Origin of the sequence: Pseudomonas sp. P4795, from assembly GCF_048822895.1 — a bacterium.
In the GTDB taxonomy this organism is placed as follows: domain Bacteria; phylum Pseudomonadota; class Gammaproteobacteria; order Pseudomonadales; family Pseudomonadaceae; genus Aquipseudomonas.
In genome coordinates this window covers 297,917-313,699 of record NZ_JBMFBT010000004.1, presented here as the reverse complement: position 1 = coordinate 313,699, position 15,783 = coordinate 297,917, and the positions used below count along the sequence as shown (strand labels likewise).

Below are 15,783 nucleotides of genomic sequence, written 5' to 3'. Positions count from 1 at the left end.
AGTGGGCGCAAGTTTACAGCACGGCTCTTATCAATCCAGATACAAATAATTGCACGCAAAAAAAAGGGCGCCCCGATCGGGGCGCCCTTCCTTTGAACAGACTGCGTGTTACTTGCGCTTCATCGACAAGAAGAACTCGTCGTTGGTCTTGGTCGTTTTCAGCTTGTCGATCAAGAACTCGATGGCGGCAACTTCGTCCATCGGGTGCAGCAACTTGCGCAGAATCCACATGCGTTGCAGTTCGTCATCAGCGGTCAGCAACTCTTCGCGGCGGGTGCCGGAACGGTTGATGTTGATGGCCGGGAATACGCGCTTCTCGGCGATCTTGCGATCCAGAGGCAGTTCCATGTTGCCAGTGCCTTTGAATTCCTCGTAGATCACTTCGTCCATTTTCGAGCCGGTTTCAACCAGCGCGGTGGCGATAATGGTCAGCGAGCCGCCTTCTTCGATATTCCGCGCGGCGCCGAAGAAACGTTTCGGTTTCTCCAGGGCGTGGGCATCGACACCACCGGTGAGGACCTTGCCGGAGCTCGGGATCACGGTGTTGTAAGCGCGAGCCAGACGGGTGATGGAGTCGAGCAGGATCACCACGTCCTTCTTGTGTTCGACCAGGCGCTTAGCCTTCTCGATCACCATTTCAGCCACTTGCACGTGACGGGTCGGCGGCTCGTCGAAAGTCGAGGCAACCACTTCGCCGCGCACGGTGCGCTGCATTTCGGTCACTTCTTCCGGACGCTCGTCGATCAACAATACGATCAGGTGAACTTCAGGGTTGTTACGTGCGATGTTCGCCGCGATGTTCTGCAGCATGATCGTCTTGCCGGCTTTCGGCGGTGCAACGATCAGACCGCGCTGGCCTTTGCCGATCGGGGCGCACAGGTCGATGACACGACCGGTCAAGTCTTCGGTGGAACCGTTACCGGCTTCCATCTTCATGCGCACAGTCGGGAACAGCGGGGTCAGGTTCTCGAAGAGAATCTTGTTTTTCGCGTTCTCCGGACGATCGAAGTTGATCGTGTCGACCTTGAGCAGTGCGAAATACCGCTCGCCTTCCTTCGGAGGGCGGATCTTGCCGACGATGGTGTCACCGGTGCGCAAGTTGAAGCGGCGGATCTGGCTCGGCGAGACGTAGATATCGTCCGGACCGGCCAGGTAGGAAGCGTCTGCGGAGCGCAGGAAGCCGAAGCCGTCCTGGAGAATCTCCAGCACGCCATCACCGGAGATTTCCTCACCGCTTTTAGCGTGCTTTTTGAGCAGGGAGAAAATCACGTCCTGCTTGCGCGAACGGGCCATATTTTCTATGCCCATTTCTTCGGCCAGTTGGAGCAGGTCGGTAATCGGCTTTTGCTTGAGTTCAGTCAGATTCATATAGGAATGACGTAATCATTTATGGAGGGGGGGAAATTAAGCTTTTGGCTTAATGAGGCCGCGCCGCGGAGAAGGCGACAGGATCGCGTACTTATTCGAAAAGGAGTGCGTCGGCGACGGCTAGCAGGGGGCAATGGAGAAACCAGTGCGGGGCCGAATGTACCACCTGAATTTCGGAGCGTCTAGCCCTGAATACGCAAAAAGCCCCGCAATTTGCGGGGCTTTTTTAATGGCAATTTGCAGCGACGCTTAGATGTTGGCGTCGAGGAAAGCCGCCAGTTGCGACTTCGACAGTGCGCCGACCTTGGTCGCTTCAACGTTGCCGTTCTTGAACAGCATCAGCGTCGGGATACCACGCACGCCGTGCTTGGCCGGGGTTTCCTGGTTTTCGTCGATGTTCAGTTTGGCAACAGTCAGCTTGCCTTTGTAAGTTTCGGCAATCTCGTCCAGAACCGGAGCGATCATTTTGCAAGGGCCGCACCATTCAGCCCAGTAGTCGACCAGTACAGCGCCTTCGGCCTTGAGTACGTCGGCTTCGAAGCTGGCGTCGCTAACGTGTTTGATCAGATCGCTGCTCATGGAATTCTCCAGGTTGTAAGCAAAAAAACGTGGCCCATCATAGCCGCCCTTCCCTTGTTCAGGAAGCTGCAGATGATTGAGTCTTGCTATGGTGCCCTATCAGTTTGGGTATAGCTCAAGTCACACACTGACGGGGACGATGCGGCTGATCCCGGTGCGCAAAATGGCACCGCAAAGACAACTCTGCCTCAATTTAGCGCAGCGACTCCGACCGGCAACCTCGACCAAACCCGGTAAAACCAGGGCCTGTTGTGGCCATTCCGTCTTATTGGCACGCCACATGCTCTGTCCGATCGCAGAAATCACTTCCCGCCGATCCGGAGTTTTGCCATGTCCACGCGTTCCAGCGCCCTGCTCGCTGCCCTGTTTGCCAGCCTGATGCTCAGCCAGATCCCCGCCCACGCCGATGGTCTGGAGGACGTGGTCAAACGCGGCACGCTGAAAGTCGCCGTGCCACAGGACTTCCCGCCCTTCGGCTCGGTCGGCCCGGACATGAAGCCACGCGGCCTCGATATCGACACGGCGAAACTGCTGGCCGACCAGTTGAAGGTCAAACTCGAACTGACCCCGGTCAACAGCACCAACCGCATCCCCTTCCTGACCACTGGCAAGGTCGATCTGGTGATTTCCAGCCTCGGCAAGAACCCGGAGCGCGAGAAAGTCATCGACTTCTCCCGCGCCTATGCACCGTTCTACCTCGCCGTATTCGGACCGCCAGATGCTGCAATCAGCACCCTTGACGATCTCAAGGGCAAAACCATCAGCGTCACCCGTGGCGCCATCGAAGACATCGAACTGAGCAAAGTCGCCCCCGAAGGCGTGACCATCAAGCGCTTCGAAGACAACAACTCGACCATCGCCGCCTACCTCGCCGGCCAGGTCGATCTGATCGCCAGCGGCAACGTGGTGATGGTGGCGATCAGCGAAAAGAACCCGAAACGCGTGCCGGCGCTGAAAGTGAAGCTCAAGGATTCGCCGGTCTACGTTGGCGTGAACAAGAACGAGGCGGCGCTGTTGGGCAAGGTCAACGACATCCTGAGCACCGCCAAAGCTGACGGCGCGCTGGAGAAAAACGCGCAAACCTGGCTGAAAGAGCCGCTGCCGGCCGATCTCTGATCGGGCGCGCTGGAGACTCTTAATGGCTTATCAGTTCGATTTCCTGCCGGTGGTGCAAAACACCGACCTGCTGTTGCGCGGCGCGCTGTTCACCCTTGAACTGACCGCCATCGGTGCACTGTTCGGCGTGAGCCTGGGCATCGTCGGGGCGCTGGTGCGGGCGTGGAACATCCGCCCGTTCGCGGCGATCTTTGGCGTGTATGTCGAGTTGATCCGCAACACACCGTTTCTGGTGCAGTTGTTCTTCATCTTCTTCGGCTTGCCGTCGCTCGGCGTGCAGATTTCAGAATGGCAAGCCGCCGTGCTGGCGATGGTGATCAACCTCGGCGCGTATTCGACCGAGATCATCCGCGCCGGCATTCAAGCGATCCCGCGTGGGCAACTGGAAGCCGCAGCGGCGCTGGCGATGACGCGGTTTGAGGCGTTCCGCCATGTGATCTTGCTACCGGCGCTGGGCAAGGTCTGGCCGGCGCTGAGCAGCCAGATCATCATCGTCATGCTCGGCTCGGCGGTGTGTTCGCAGATCGCCACTGAGGAACTGAGCTTCGCCGCCAACTTCATTCAATCGCGCAACTTCCGCGCGTTTGAAACCTACGCGCTCACCACTCTCATCTATCTGTGCATGGCGTTGCTGATCCGCCAGCTATTGAACTGGTTCGGTCGGCGCTTCATCGCAAGGAGCAGCCAATGAGCGATTTCACGTTCTGGGACATCCTGCGCAACCTGCTGACCGGCCTGCAATGGACGCTGGCGCTGTCGCTGGTGGCGTTTATCGGCGGCGGGCTGGTCGGGTTGCTGATCATGGTCATGCGCATTTCGAAAAATGCCCTGTCGCGCAATATCGCGCGCACCTGGATCGAGCTGTTCCAAGGCACGCCGCTGTTGATGCAGTTGTTTTTGGTGTTCTTCGGCGTGGCATTGGCCGGAATTGAAATCTCACCATGGATGGCGGCGGCGATTGCCCTGACGTTGTTCACCAGCGCTTATCTGGCGGAGATCTGGCGCGGCTGCGTCGAGGCTATCCCGCATGGACAGTGGGAAGCCTCGTCGAGCCTGGCGCTGAACCCGCTGGAGCAACTGCGCTATGTGATCCTGCCGCAAGCACTGCGCATTGCCGTGGCGCCGACCGTGGGTTTCTCGGTGCAAGTGGTCAAAGGCACAGCGGTGACGTCAATCATCGGCTTCACCGAATTGACCAAGACCGGCGGCATGCTCGCCAACGCCACGTTCGAACCGTTCATGGTCTACGGCCTGGTTGCCGCCGGCTATTTCCTCCTGTGTTTCCCTTTGTCCCTCAGTGCGCGCTACCTGGAAAGGAGACTGCATGCCTCTGCTTAGAATTTCCGCCCTGCATAAATACTACGGCGACCACCACGTGCTCAAAGGCATCGACCTGAGTGTCGAGGAAGGCCAGGTGGTGGCGATCATTGGCCGCAGCGGCTCGGGCAAATCGACATTGCTGCGCACGCTGAATGGTCTGGAGTCGATCAACGACGGCGTGATCGAAGTCGACGGCGAATACCTCGATGCCGCGCGCGCTGACTTGCGCAGCCTGCGGCAGAAAGTCGGCATGGTGTTTCAGCAGTTCAACCTGTTCCCGCACCTGACGGTCGGCGAGAACGTCATGCTCGCGCCGCAAGTGGTGCAGAAAGTGCCAAAAGCCAAGGCAGCCGAACTGGCGCGGCAGATGCTCGAACGGGTTGGGCTCGGCGAGAAATTCGACGCCTTCCCGGACCGGCTGTCCGGCGGCCAGCAGCAACGCGTGGCGATTGCCCGAGCCTTGGCGATGTCGCCGAAAGTGCTGCTGTGCGACGAGATCACCTCGGCGCTGGATCCGGAACTGGTCAACGAAGTGCTCAACGTGGTGCGGCAACTGGCGACCGAAGGCATGACGCTGATCATGGTCACCCACGAAATGCGCTTCGCCCGCGAAGTCGGGGACAAACTGGTGTTCATGCACCATGGCAAGGTGCATGAGGTCGGGGATCCGAAGGTATTGTTTGCCAATCCGCAGACGGCGGAGCTGGCGAATTTCATTGGCACGGTCGAGGCGACAGCCTGAAGGAGGCTCTGCGCCGGTGATGGCCTCATCGCGGGCAAGTCGAATCGTCGCACCGCCGCTCCCACAGGGTTCTGTGGCGGGACTGGGTTTTGTGCTCGACGCGAAAACCTGTGGGAGCGGCGGTGCGACGATTCGACTTGCCCGCGATTGACCGCGCAGCGGTCTCAAGCTTGATGCGCAGGATCAAGGGTTTCAACCATGCGCGTTGGCGCCAGCCGTTGATCGTGGCACGATGTCGGAGTTATCGACCGAGACCCCCTGACCATGCCCCAGAACCAAGCCAAGAATCTGTCCCTGATCGCCGCAATCGACCTGGGCTCCAACAGCTTCCATATGGTCGTGGCCAAGGCCCAGAACGGCGAAATCCGTATTCTCGAGCGGCTGGGAGAGAAGGTGCAACTGGCCGCCGGCATCGACGATGCGCGTCAGCTCAGCGAAGAATCGATGCAGCGCGGCCTTGATTGCCTCAAGCGCTTTGCCCAACTGATCAACGGTATGCCGCTGGGCGCCGTACGGATAGTCGGCACCAACGCCCTGCGTGAAGCGCGCAACCGTGGCGAATTCATCCGCCGCGCCGAAGAAATCCTCGGCCACCCGGTGGAAGTCATCTCCGGCCGTGAAGAAGCACGCCTGATCTACCTCGGCGTCTCGCACACCCTCGCCGACACCCCGGGCAAACGACTGGTCGCCGACATTGGCGGCGGCAGTACCGAATTCATCATTGGCCAGCGCTTCGAGCCGCTGCTGCGCGAAAGCCTGCAAATGGGCTGCGTGAGTTTTACCCAGCGCTACTTCAAGGACGGCAAGATCACCCCGGCGCGCTATGCCCAGGCCTACACGGCGGCGCGGCTGGAAATCATGAGCATCGAACACGCGCTGCATCGCCTGACCTGGGATGAAGCCATCGGCTCCTCCGGCACCATTCGCGCCATTGGCCTCGCGCTGAAGGCTGGCGGCCACGGTACCGGCGAGGTGAATGCCGAAGGCCTGGCATGGCTCAAGCGCAAGCTGTTCAAACTCGGCGAGACCGACAAGATCGATTTCGAAGGCATCAAGCCTGATCGTCGCGCAATCTTTCCGGCCGGTCTGGCGATTCTCGAAGCGATTTTCGACGCGCTCGAACTGCAACGCATGGATCATTGCGACGGCGCCCTGCGCGAAGGCGTGCTCTATGACCTGCTCGGCCGTCATCACCACGAAGACGTGCGCGAACGCACCCTCAGCTCACTGATGGAACGCTACCACGTCGATCTGGAACAGGCTGCACGGGTTGAACGCAAAGCGCTGCACGCGTTTGATCAAGTGGCGGTGGACTGGGCACTGGACGACGGCATCTGGCGCGAACTGCTGGGCTGGGCGGCGAAAGTCCACGAAGTCGGGCTGGATATTGCGCACTACCAATATCACAAGCACGGCGCCTACCTGATCGAGCACTCGGATCTGGCTGGCTTCTCGCGTGAAGATCAGCAGATGTTGGCGCTGCTGGTGCGCGGGCATCGACGCAATATTCCGAAGGACAAGTTTGCTGACTTCGGTGAGGACGGCGACAAGCTGATCCGCCTGTGCGTGCTGCTGCGCTTTGCGATTCTGTTCCACCATATTCGCGGGACGCAGGCGATGCCGCAGGTGGTGTTGCATGCGAAGGGCAACACCCTGGACGTGGAATTCCCGGAGAACTGGCTGGATGAGAATCAGCTGACTCAGGCGGATTTCGGGCTAGAGGCGGATTGGCTGACGCGGGTCGGCATAACCCTCAACGTGCACTAATCCTTGTGGCGAGGGAGCTTGCTCCCGCTGGGGCGCGAAGCGGCCCTTTCTTTAAAAGCATGGGCCTGCTGCGCAGTCCAGCGGGAGCAAGCTCCCTCGCCACAGGTGGGTGAACGACAGGCACAAAAAAGGCGATCCGCAAGGATCGCCTTTTTTATTGGGCTGAAGGTCAGCTGCTCACCGGCAGAATCGGGCTGCCCAAACGTTCCAGCAACGTCGCCTGCGCACTGCGCGGGTTCTGATTGCCGGTCGGTGTGTTGCGGATGTAGCGACCGTCCGACTGCAAAATCCAGCTATGGGTGTTGTCAGTAAGGTACAGCTCCAGCTCTTTCTTGACCCGGGTCAGCAACTTCTTGCCTTCCACCGGGAAGCAAGTCTCGACGCGTTTATCCAGGTTGCGCTCCATCCAGTCGGCGCTGGAGAGGAACATTTGCTCTTCGCCGCCATTAAGGAAGTAGAACACTCGCGTGTGTTCCAGAAAGCGGCCGATGATCGAGCGCACGTGAATGTTGTGCGAGACCCCGGCGATACCCGGACGCAGGCAGCACATGCCGCGCACCACCAAATCAATACGCACGCCGGACTGGCTGGCCTTGTACAGCGCGCGGATGATCTTCGGATCGGTCAGCGAGTTGAACTTGGCAATGATGTGCGCCGGTTTGCCGTCGAGGGCAAACTGGGTTTCGCGCGCGATCATGTCGAGCATGCCCTTCTTCAGGGTGAACGGCGCGTGCAGCAGCTTCTTCATGCGCAACGTTTTACCCATGCCGATCAACTGACTGAACAGTTTGCCGACGTCTTCGCACAAGGCGTCGTCGGAGGTCAGCAGGCTGTAGTCGGTGTAAAGCTTGGCGTTGCCGGCGTGGTAGTTACCGGTGCCGAGGTGCGCGTAACGCACGATCTCACCCTGCTCGCGACGCAGGATCAGCATCATCTTGGCGTGGGTCTTGAAGCCGACCACGCCGTAGATCACCACCGCACCGGCCGCTTGCAGACGGCTGGCCAGTTGCAGGTTGGACTCTTCGTCGAAGCGTGCGCGCAGCTCGATGACGGCGGTAACTTCCTTGCCGTTACGCGCAGCGTCGACCAGCGCATCAACGATTTCCGAGTTCGCGCCCGAGCGGTACAGCGTCTGGCGCACGGCCAATACATGCGGGTCTTTCGCAGCCTGGCGCAGCAGGTCGACCACCGGGGTGAACGACTCGAACGGGTGCAGCAGCAAGATGTCCTGCTTGCTGACCACGCTGAAAATGTTCTCGCTGTTCTGCAGCAGTTTCGGGATCTGCGGGGTGAACGGCGTGTATTGCAGCTCCGGATGGCTGTCCAGACCGGTGATGCTGAACAACCGCGTCAGGTTGACCGGGCCGTTGACCTGATACAGCTCGGTCTCGCTCAGGTTGAACTGCTTGAGCAGGTAATCCGACAGCAGTTTCGGGCAAGTGTCGGCGACTTCCAGGCGTACCGCGTCACCGTAACGCCGCGAGAACAGCTCGCCACGAAGCGCGCGGGCCAAGTCTTCTACATCTTCGGAATCCAGCGCCAGGTCGGCATTTCGCGTCAGGCGGAACTGGTAGCAACCCTTGACCTTCATGCCCTGGAACAGGTCATCGGCGTGGGCGTGGATCATCGACGACAGGAACACATAATTGTCGCCGGCGCCGCCGACTTCTTCCGGCACTTTAATAATGCGCGGCAGCAGACGCGGGGCCGGGATGATCGCCAGACCGGAGTCGCGACCGAAGGCGTCAATGCCTTCAAGTTCAACGATGAAGTTCAGGCTCTTGTTCACCAGCAACGGGAACGGGTGCGTCGGGTCGAGGCCGATCGGGGTGATGATCGGCGCAATCTCGTCACGGAAATAGCGGCGCACCCAGGTCTTGAGCTTGGTTGTCCAGTTGCGGCGACGGATGAAGCGTACCTGATGCTTTTCCAGCTCCGGCAGCAGGATGTCGTTGAGGATCGCGTATTGGCGATCCACATGACCGTGCACCAGCTCGCTGATCCGCGCCAGCGCCTGATGCGGTTGCAGGCCATCGGCACCGGCCTGCTCACGGGCGAAGGTGATTTGCTTCTTCAGGCCGGCGACGCGGATTTCAAAGAATTCGTCGAGGTTGCTGGAGAAGATCAGCAGAAACTTCAACCGCTCCAGCAACGGATAGGACTCGTCCAGCGCCTGTTCGAGCACGCGGATGTTGAACTGCAGTTGCGACAATTCGCGGTGGATATACAGGCTGCTGTCATCCAGGCCGGGAATTGCGATTGCTGGCGCCGCCGCAGGTTCGGTGACCGGCGCGGGTGGCGCCGGTTCGAGTTCCGGCGGGGTTTCGTCAATCTGCTCAACCACGGGTTGAGCGTCTTTTACGGCAACTTCAGTCAGTCCTTCGGTATTCATTGAGTGTTCCTGGGAGGGCTATTTCTGCTCTCGTAACAATTGAGCGGCGCGGACAGCAAAGTAAGTCAGGATGCCATCAGCGCCGGCACGTTTAAAGGCGGTCAGGGATTCGAGGATCACGCCTTCGCTCAACCAGCCATTCTGGATCGCCGCCATGTGCATGGCGTATTCGCCGCTAACCTGATAGACGAAGGTCGGCACTTTGAAGGCATCTTTTACCCGCAAAAGAATGTCCAGGTACGGCATGCCCGGTTTGACCATGACCATGTCCGCGCCTTCAGACAAGTCCGCAGCGACTTCGTGCAGGGCTTCGTCGCTGTTGGCCGGGTCCATCTGGTAAGAGGCTTTGTTGGCTTTGCCGAGGTTCGCCGCCGAACCCACGGCATCGCGGAAAGGCCCGTAATAGGCGCTGGCATACTTGGCCGAGTACGCCATGATCCGCACATTGACGTGACCAGCGATTTCCAGCGCTTCGCGGATCGCCTGGATGCGCCCGTCCATCATGTCCGACGGCGCGACCACTTGCGCGCCAGCCTCGGCATGCGACAGGGCCTGGCGGACCAGCGCATCAACAGTGATGTCGTTCTGCACGTAGCCGTCTTCGTCGAGGATGCCGTCCTGACCGTGAGTGGTGAACGGATCAAGCGCAACGTCGGTGATTACGCCCAATTCGGGAAAGCGTTCACGCAGGGCGCGGGTGGCGCGCTGGGCGATGCCTTCAGGGTTCCAGGCTTGGGCGGCGTCGAGGGATTTGAGTTCTGGCGGCGTCACCGGGAACAGCGCCAGCGCCGGAATCCCCAGCTCGACCCATTTCGCCGCTTCTTCAAGCAGCAGGTCGATGGTCAAACGCTCTACGCCGGGCATCGAGGCCACGGCTTCGCGGCGGTTTTCACCGTCGAGCACGAACACCGGCAGGATCAGATCGTCGACCGTCAGGACATTTTCGCGCACCAGACGGCGGGAAAAATCGTCACGACGATTGCGCCGCAGGCGGGTGGCTGGGAACAGACGATTGGCTGGGGTAAAGCTCACGGCGGACTCCTGAGCCCGCGCTGGCGGGCGAGCGTGACAGTTATAGACGGCCATTATGACGGTCGTATGACAGTTGTGTGCACCCCCGCGACACGTAGTCGCTTTCCATTGTCCGTGTAGGAAATGTTCACGTCGAGACACATTTCGACACTTTCATGAATGTGTCTGAAGGGTTAGGCTGCGCGTTCATTTCGCCAGCACCCAGATAATGCTCCAACAATTTCTGCATGACTTCGGCTACTTTGCCTTGTTTCTCGGCACGTTCTTCGAAGGCGAAACCATCCTGGTGCTCGCGGGCTTCCTCGCGTTCCGTGGATACATGGACATCAATATTGTGGTGGTCGTGGCGTTCTGCGGCAGCTATGCCGGCGATCAGCTGTGGTACTTCCTGGGGCGCAAGCACGGGCGCAAATTGCTCGCGCGCAAACCACGCTGGCAATTGATGGGCGACCGCGCGCTGGAACACATCCGCAAGCACCCGGACATCTGGGTCCTGAGCTTCCGCTTCGTCTATGGCCTGCGCACGGTAATGCCGGTGGCGATCGGCCTGTCGGGCTATCCGCCGGGACGCTATCTGCTGCTGAACGGGATTGGCGCGGCGATCTGGGCCACCGCACTGGCCGCCGCCGCTTACCATTTCGGCGCAGTGCTGGAAGGCATGCTCGGCAGCATCAAGAAATATGAATTGTGGGTGCTGGGCGCGCTGCTGATACTCGGCGTCGGCCTGTGGATCCGCCGCCGGTTCAAGAATGCGCGTCTGGCGAAAAAGGTTTACGAGGACGAGCAGATTCTCAAGGCCGAACAAGCTGCACAGGCCAACGCCGCCGAGCCTAAGACGCCAGCCGAGTAAACCGCTGGCGGCAGCAACACAGGCCAATGCCGCTGAGCAGGCTGTAACCGAGCAGGCCAACCCACGCCAACGGGCTGGCCGGCCATAGCCCAACCAGCGGTGCGAGCCACACCAGCGCCAGGTTCGACGCCAGCCGCAGCAGCTCCAGCCTCCGCGCCCACGGGCGATTCTCCAAAGCCGCGCCCAACACAAACAAACCCAGCGCCACCGCGCCCCAGCCGAGCAGCAACGCGCTGGTCGACAGGCTGCGCTCCAGATTCATCAGATAACTACCGAGCGCGATGTACACGCAGAACTGCGCCGCGACGTACCACTGCTGACGGCTGTCGATGTCCACATGGAATTTGCGGAACTGGCGCAGATCGGGCTTGCTAAGCGGATATTTCGCCCTCACATCCGCCGGACGCCAACCGGTGCGCATGAACCAGATCCGCAGCTTGTCCCACTTGCTCTCGGCGCGCCGCGCGTCGTCCCACAACTGTGCGTAGAACTGCAGGTTGGCCCACAGTGGATTCCAGCTCGCCAGCGGTGTGGTCACGCCGAAAATCACCGGTTCGTTGTCGTCCTCTTCCTGAAACGAGCCGAACAGCCGATCCCAAATAATGAACACCCCGCCGTAGTTGCGATCCATGTAGAGAGCGTTCTGTGCATGGTGAGCCCGATGATTGGACGGCGTGACGAAGAACCACTCGAACCAGCCGAGTTTGGGAATGTGCTTGGTATGCACCCAGAATTGATACAGCAAGTTCAGCGCCGCGACGCTGACGAACACCAGCAACGGCACCCCGAACACTGCCATCGGCAGGTAGAAAATCCAGCTCAGGAGAAACCCGGTGCTGGTCTGGCGCAATGCGGTGGAGAGGTTGTAGTCCTCGCTCTGGTGATGCACCGAATGTGCGGCCCAGAGGATGTTGCGTTCATGGCCCATGCGGTGCAGCCAGTAGTAGCAAAAATCATAAAAGACGAAGGCAAACACCCAGGCCCACACACTGTCCGCCGGCAATTTGATCAGCGACAGATATTCCAGCGCAAAGGCATAGCTGAGCAGCCCGACGCCCTTGGTCAGCAGCCCGGTGGTGGTCGACAACACGCCGGTGCTGATGCTGTTCACCGCATCCGCCAGGCGATAGTTGCTGACCCCGCGCCAACGGTCGGCGATCAGTTCCACCACGATCAATACAAAGAAAAACGGCACCGCATACAGAATGAAGTCCATGACACGCCCTGATCGGATTCTATGAAAAGATCCTAGGCTTAACCGCGGATTAACCCTATGGCAACCAGCGACAATTTAGTGGACATTTGACGCCATGAATCAGGAGAGAAACCCATGAGCAAAAAAGTTGCAGTGATCCTGTCCGGCAGCGGCGTGTACGACGGCGCCGAGATCCACGAGAGCGTCATCACCCTGCTGCGCCTCGACCAGCGCGGCGCCCAGGTGCAGTGCTTCGCGCCGAACATTGCGCAATTGCATGTGATCAATCACCTGACCGGTGAAGAAATGCCAGAGTCGCGTAACGTGCTGGTGGAATCGGCGCGCATTGCCCGGGGCAACGTGAAGGACATTCGCGAAGCCAACGCCGAGGACTTCGATGCGCTGATCGTGCCCGGCGGTTTCGGTGCGGCGAAGAACCTGTCGAACTTCGCCGTAGAGGGTGCCGACTGCAGCGTGCAGCCAGACGTGCTGGCGCTGGCCGAGGCATTTGCCGAAGCCGGTAAACCGGTGGGATTGATCTGCATCTCGCCGGCGCTGGCCGCCAAGATCTACGGCCCGGGCGTGACCTGCACTATCGGCAACGATGCCGACACGGCAGCAGCCATGAACAAGATGGGCGCCACCCACGAAGACTGCGCGGTGAGCGAGATCATCGAAGACAAGGCACGCAAACTGGTGACCACCCCGGCGTATATGCTGGCGCAGACCATCAGTGAGGCGGCTTCGGGGATCAATAAGCTTGTGGATCGCGTGCTCGAACTGACCCACGAAAACGACGCCTGACCTGAATACCCGAGGAATAATTGTGGCGAGGGGGCTTGCCCCCGTTGGGCTGCGAAGCGGCCCCAAAATTTCTCCCGACTGCTTCGCAGCCGAACGGGGGCAAGCCCCCTCGCCACAGGTTTCGGTTTATTCACGCGTTACGCGTTAGTCGGGTCAGGATCCGGTCCAGCGCATTGGCGAACGCTTGTTTCTCGCGCTCGCCAAACGGCGCCGGGCCGCCGCTGACCTGGCCCTGTTCACGCAGATCGGTGAACAGATTGCGCACCGCCAGACGGTCGCCCATGTTCTGCTCATCGAACTCTTTACCGCGCGGATCCAGCGCTGCGACACCCTTCTTCACCAAGCGATCGGCCAGCGGGATATCGCTGCAGATCACCAGTTCACCGGGTACCGCGTGCTCCACCAGATAATCGTCCGCCGCATCCGGGCCGCTCGGCACCACGATCAGTTTGACGATGGCCAGCGCCGGCTTGGTCTGCGGCTGCCCGGCCACCAGCACCACCTCAAAGCGACGCTTGAGCGCGAACTTGACCACCAGCTCCTTGGCCATCTTCGGACAGGCATCGGCATCGATCCATACACGCATGATCAAGCCTCCATACGGCGCCTTTCAGCCACCCAGCTACGGCCATACAACACGATGATCGCCAGGATCGCCAGCGCCTGCGCCGTCAACGAATACGCATCGGCATGTATCCCCAGCCAGTCGAAGTCAAAGAACGCTACTGGCCGCGTGCCGAAGATCCCGGCCTCTTGCAGCGCCTTGACGCCATGCCCGGCAAACACCACCGACAGCGCACACAACAGTGCCGCGTTGATGCTGAAGAACAGCGTCAATGGCAGTTTCGCCGAGCCGCGCAGAATCACCCACGCCAGACCCACTAACAACACCAGCGCAGTCGCGCCACCCGCCAATACGGCGTTGTGTCCGGCCGGACCGGCCTGCAACCACAGGGTTTCGTAGAACAGGATCACTTCGAACAGCTCGCGATACACCGAGAAGAACGCGAGGATCGCAAACCCGAAGCGACCACTGCCGCCAACCAGACTCTTCTTGATGTAATCCTGCCAGGCCGCTGCGTGCCGGCGATCATGCATCCACACGCCGAGCCACAGCACCATCACGCTGGCGAACAGCGCGGTAGCGCCCTCAAGCAATTCGCGCTGCGAACCGCTGACATCGATCACATACGCCGCCAACGCCCAGGTGCCGAGACCGGCCAACAGCGCCAGACCCCAACCCACGTTGACGCTGCGCACCGCCGATTGCTGGCCGGTGTTGCGCAGGAACGCGAGGATCGCCGCCAGCACCAGAATCGCCTCCAGGCCTTCGCGCAGCAGGATCAGCAGACCGGAGATGTAGCTCAGCGACCAGCTCAGACCATCGCTGCCCAATAGACCGGCGGACTCCTTGAGTTTGGCTTTCGCCGCGTCCAGACGCTGCTCGGCTTGTGCCACCGGCAAGCCGTCTTGCAACGATTGCCGATAGGCCATCAACGACTTTTCGGTGTCCTTGCGCACGTTGGCGTCGACGTTATCCAGCGAGCTTTCGACCAGTTCGAAGCCTTCCAGATACGCCGCTACCGACAGGTCATAGGCCTGATCGTGCTCACCGGCACGGTACGCCGCGAGACTCTTGTCCAGTGTCGCGGCGGTGTAATCGAGCAACTGCGCCGGGCCGCGCTTGACCTGCGGCGGCTGCGCACGTTGTGCGCGGAACGTTGCGGCAGACTCAGAACCTTCAGCGGCCTGCACTTCGGCTGGCGTCTGACGCGCGAGGTCGGCGATGTTGTAGTTCTTGGCGGATTTGGCTGTGGCCGGATCGGCACTGAACTGTGCGATGTAGGTCGCCAGATCCCAACGCTGACGATCATCGAGCTGATCGGCAAACGCCGGCATGTCAGTACCTTCGACGCCTTGGCCTAGGGTGCTGTAGATCGCGTACAGACTCAGGTGGTCCATGCGTGCGGCATTGCGCAGATTGGCTGGCGGCGGCGTCAGGCCTACACCGGCCGGGCCATCACCGGCGCCAGCGTCGCCGTGACAGACTGAGCAATTCTGCGCATACAGCGGCGCGCCGCGCGTTGGATCGGGGGTGATGATCGGCGCCTGGCTGACTTCATACGCCACCGCCAGTTTCGCCCCCAGTTGCCGCGCCTGACGGGCAACGTCAGAGCCGTCCTGCCTGGCAGTGATTGCCGCGTGCAAGGTTTTGACGCCCTGCTCCAGCGCGGCTTTCTCCGGTTTGACCGGCATGCCGGCGATCAGCCCTTGCAGCGCCTGGGTGAATTCCAGCTGCTCGCGGTATTCGGATTCATCAATGACTTTGCCGCCCTGCACGGTCGGCGGATAGTCGGCGCTGATGTAATCGAGCAGGTGCAGCGCTTGCGGCGCGCCTTCCACGGTGTCGGCCAGCAGATTGAAACTGCTCAAGGCGCACAGCGGGAACACCAGCCAGGCCAGGAATCGGGACGAGGCAGTCATGAATGAGTCTCAAATGGAAATGCGAAGTTACATATTGTTCACTTCGACGAAGATTCCCTCAAGCGTTGTCTGCGTTTCCGTTCCTGCTCGCAGGTTTGCCTGACAGCATTTGGCATTTCGCACGCTTAGAATCC

At 60.3% G+C, this 15,783-nt stretch carries 14 protein-coding genes; 7 read left to right on the top strand and 7 right to left on the bottom strand.

Translation table 11 applies throughout. From position 1 onward, the window contains the following. Positions 1 to 108: 108 nt before the first annotated feature. Positions 109 to 1,368, bottom strand: a complete 1,260-nt coding sequence (rho, locus tag ACOI8A_RS13535) for a transcription termination factor Rho (protein ID WP_150604770.1) — start codon at positions 1,366 to 1,368, stop codon at positions 109 to 111. Positions 1,369 to 1,617: 249 nt separating this feature from the next. Further along, on the bottom strand, positions 1,618 to 1,947 hold the full coding sequence (gene trxA, locus ACOI8A_RS13530; protein ID WP_003206727.1) for a thioredoxin TrxA: 330 nt from the start codon (positions 1,945 to 1,947) through the stop codon (positions 1,618 to 1,620). Positions 1,948 to 2,277: 330 nt separating this feature from the next. Here trxA and ACOI8A_RS13525 point away from each other — a divergent pair, with 330 nt between their 5' ends. The 5 genes from ACOI8A_RS13525 (at position 2,278) to ppx (ending at position 6,892) form a co-directional block, all read left to right on the top strand. After that, the gene (locus ACOI8A_RS13525; RefSeq protein ID WP_420647463.1) at positions 2,278 to 3,063 is read left to right on the top strand and encodes a transporter substrate-binding domain-containing protein; all 786 of its coding nucleotides are present in this window, start codon (positions 2,278 to 2,280) and stop codon (positions 3,061 to 3,063) included. A 22-nt stretch (positions 3,064 to 3,085) separates the two neighbouring features. After that, complete coding sequence (locus ACOI8A_RS13520) at positions 3,086 to 3,754, top strand: amino acid ABC transporter permease (protein WP_420647464.1); 669 nt, start codon at positions 3,086 to 3,088, stop codon at positions 3,752 to 3,754. Continuing rightward, entirely contained in the window at positions 3,751 to 4,401 is a 651-nt protein-coding gene (locus ACOI8A_RS13515) for an amino acid ABC transporter permease (RefSeq protein ID WP_420647465.1), read from the top strand. The genes ACOI8A_RS13520 and ACOI8A_RS13515 overlap by 4 nt, the downstream gene beginning before the upstream one ends. Next, entirely contained in the window at positions 4,388 to 5,125 is a 738-nt protein-coding gene (locus tag ACOI8A_RS13510; RefSeq protein WP_420647466.1) for an amino acid ABC transporter ATP-binding protein, read from the top strand. The genes ACOI8A_RS13515 and ACOI8A_RS13510 overlap by 14 nt, the downstream gene beginning before the upstream one ends. 264 nt (positions 5,126 to 5,389) lie before the next feature. Next, positions 5,390 to 6,892 carry an exopolyphosphatase gene (gene ppx, locus ACOI8A_RS13505; protein ID WP_420647467.1) on the top strand — a complete coding sequence of 501 codons (1,503 nt, stop codon included), beginning with the start codon at positions 5,390 to 5,392 and terminating at the stop codon, positions 6,890 to 6,892. A gap of 169 nt (positions 6,893 to 7,061) precedes the next feature. Here the strand turns inward: ppx and ppk1 are convergent, their stop codons facing one another. Both ppk1 and hemB read right to left on the bottom strand, forming a co-directional pair. Next, positions 7,062 to 9,284 (bottom strand): polyphosphate kinase 1, encoded by a 2,223-nt coding sequence (gene ppk1 / locus ACOI8A_RS13500; protein ID WP_420647468.1) that lies wholly within the window; start codon positions 9,282 to 9,284, stop codon positions 7,062 to 7,064. 18 nt (positions 9,285 to 9,302) lie between these two features. Continuing rightward, on the bottom strand, positions 9,303 to 10,316 hold the full coding sequence (gene hemB / locus ACOI8A_RS13495) for a porphobilinogen synthase (protein ID WP_420647469.1): 1,014 nt from the start codon (positions 10,314 to 10,316) through the stop codon (positions 9,303 to 9,305). Between the two features lie 205 nt (positions 10,317 to 10,521). On the opposite strand from hemB, the gene ACOI8A_RS13490 reads away from it, so the two are divergent. Next, positions 10,522 to 11,166, top strand: a complete 645-nt coding sequence (locus ACOI8A_RS13490) for a DedA family protein (protein ID WP_420647530.1) — start codon at positions 10,522 to 10,524, stop codon at positions 11,164 to 11,166. Here ACOI8A_RS13490 and ACOI8A_RS13485 read toward each other — a convergent pair. After that, positions 11,147 to 12,382, bottom strand: coding sequence for a sterol desaturase family protein (locus tag ACOI8A_RS13485; RefSeq protein ID WP_420647470.1), 1,236 nt, complete (start codon positions 12,380 to 12,382; stop codon positions 11,147 to 11,149). The two genes, ACOI8A_RS13490 and ACOI8A_RS13485, sit on opposite strands and share 20 nt — an antisense overlap. Before the next feature lie 114 nt (positions 12,383 to 12,496). Here ACOI8A_RS13485 and elbB point away from each other — a divergent pair, with 114 nt between their 5' ends. Continuing rightward, positions 12,497 to 13,165 (top strand): isoprenoid biosynthesis glyoxalase ElbB, encoded by a 669-nt coding sequence (gene elbB / locus ACOI8A_RS13480; RefSeq protein ID WP_420647471.1) that lies wholly within the window; start codon positions 12,497 to 12,499, stop codon positions 13,163 to 13,165. A gap of 130 nt (positions 13,166 to 13,295) precedes the next feature. On the opposite strand, the gene ACOI8A_RS13475 is transcribed toward elbB, so the two are convergent. Both ACOI8A_RS13475 and ACOI8A_RS13470 read right to left on the bottom strand, forming a co-directional pair. Continuing rightward, positions 13,296 to 13,751: a YaiI/YqxD family protein gene (locus tag ACOI8A_RS13475; protein ID WP_420651297.1), complete on the bottom strand. Its 456-nt coding sequence runs from the start codon at positions 13,749 to 13,751 to the stop codon at positions 13,296 to 13,298. A gap of 2 nt (positions 13,752 to 13,753) precedes the next feature. Further along, on the bottom strand, positions 13,754 to 15,649 hold the full coding sequence (locus ACOI8A_RS13470) for an FTR1 family protein (RefSeq protein WP_420647472.1): 1,896 nt from the start codon (positions 15,647 to 15,649) through the stop codon (positions 13,754 to 13,756). Positions 15,650 to 15,783 lie beyond the last annotated feature (134 nt).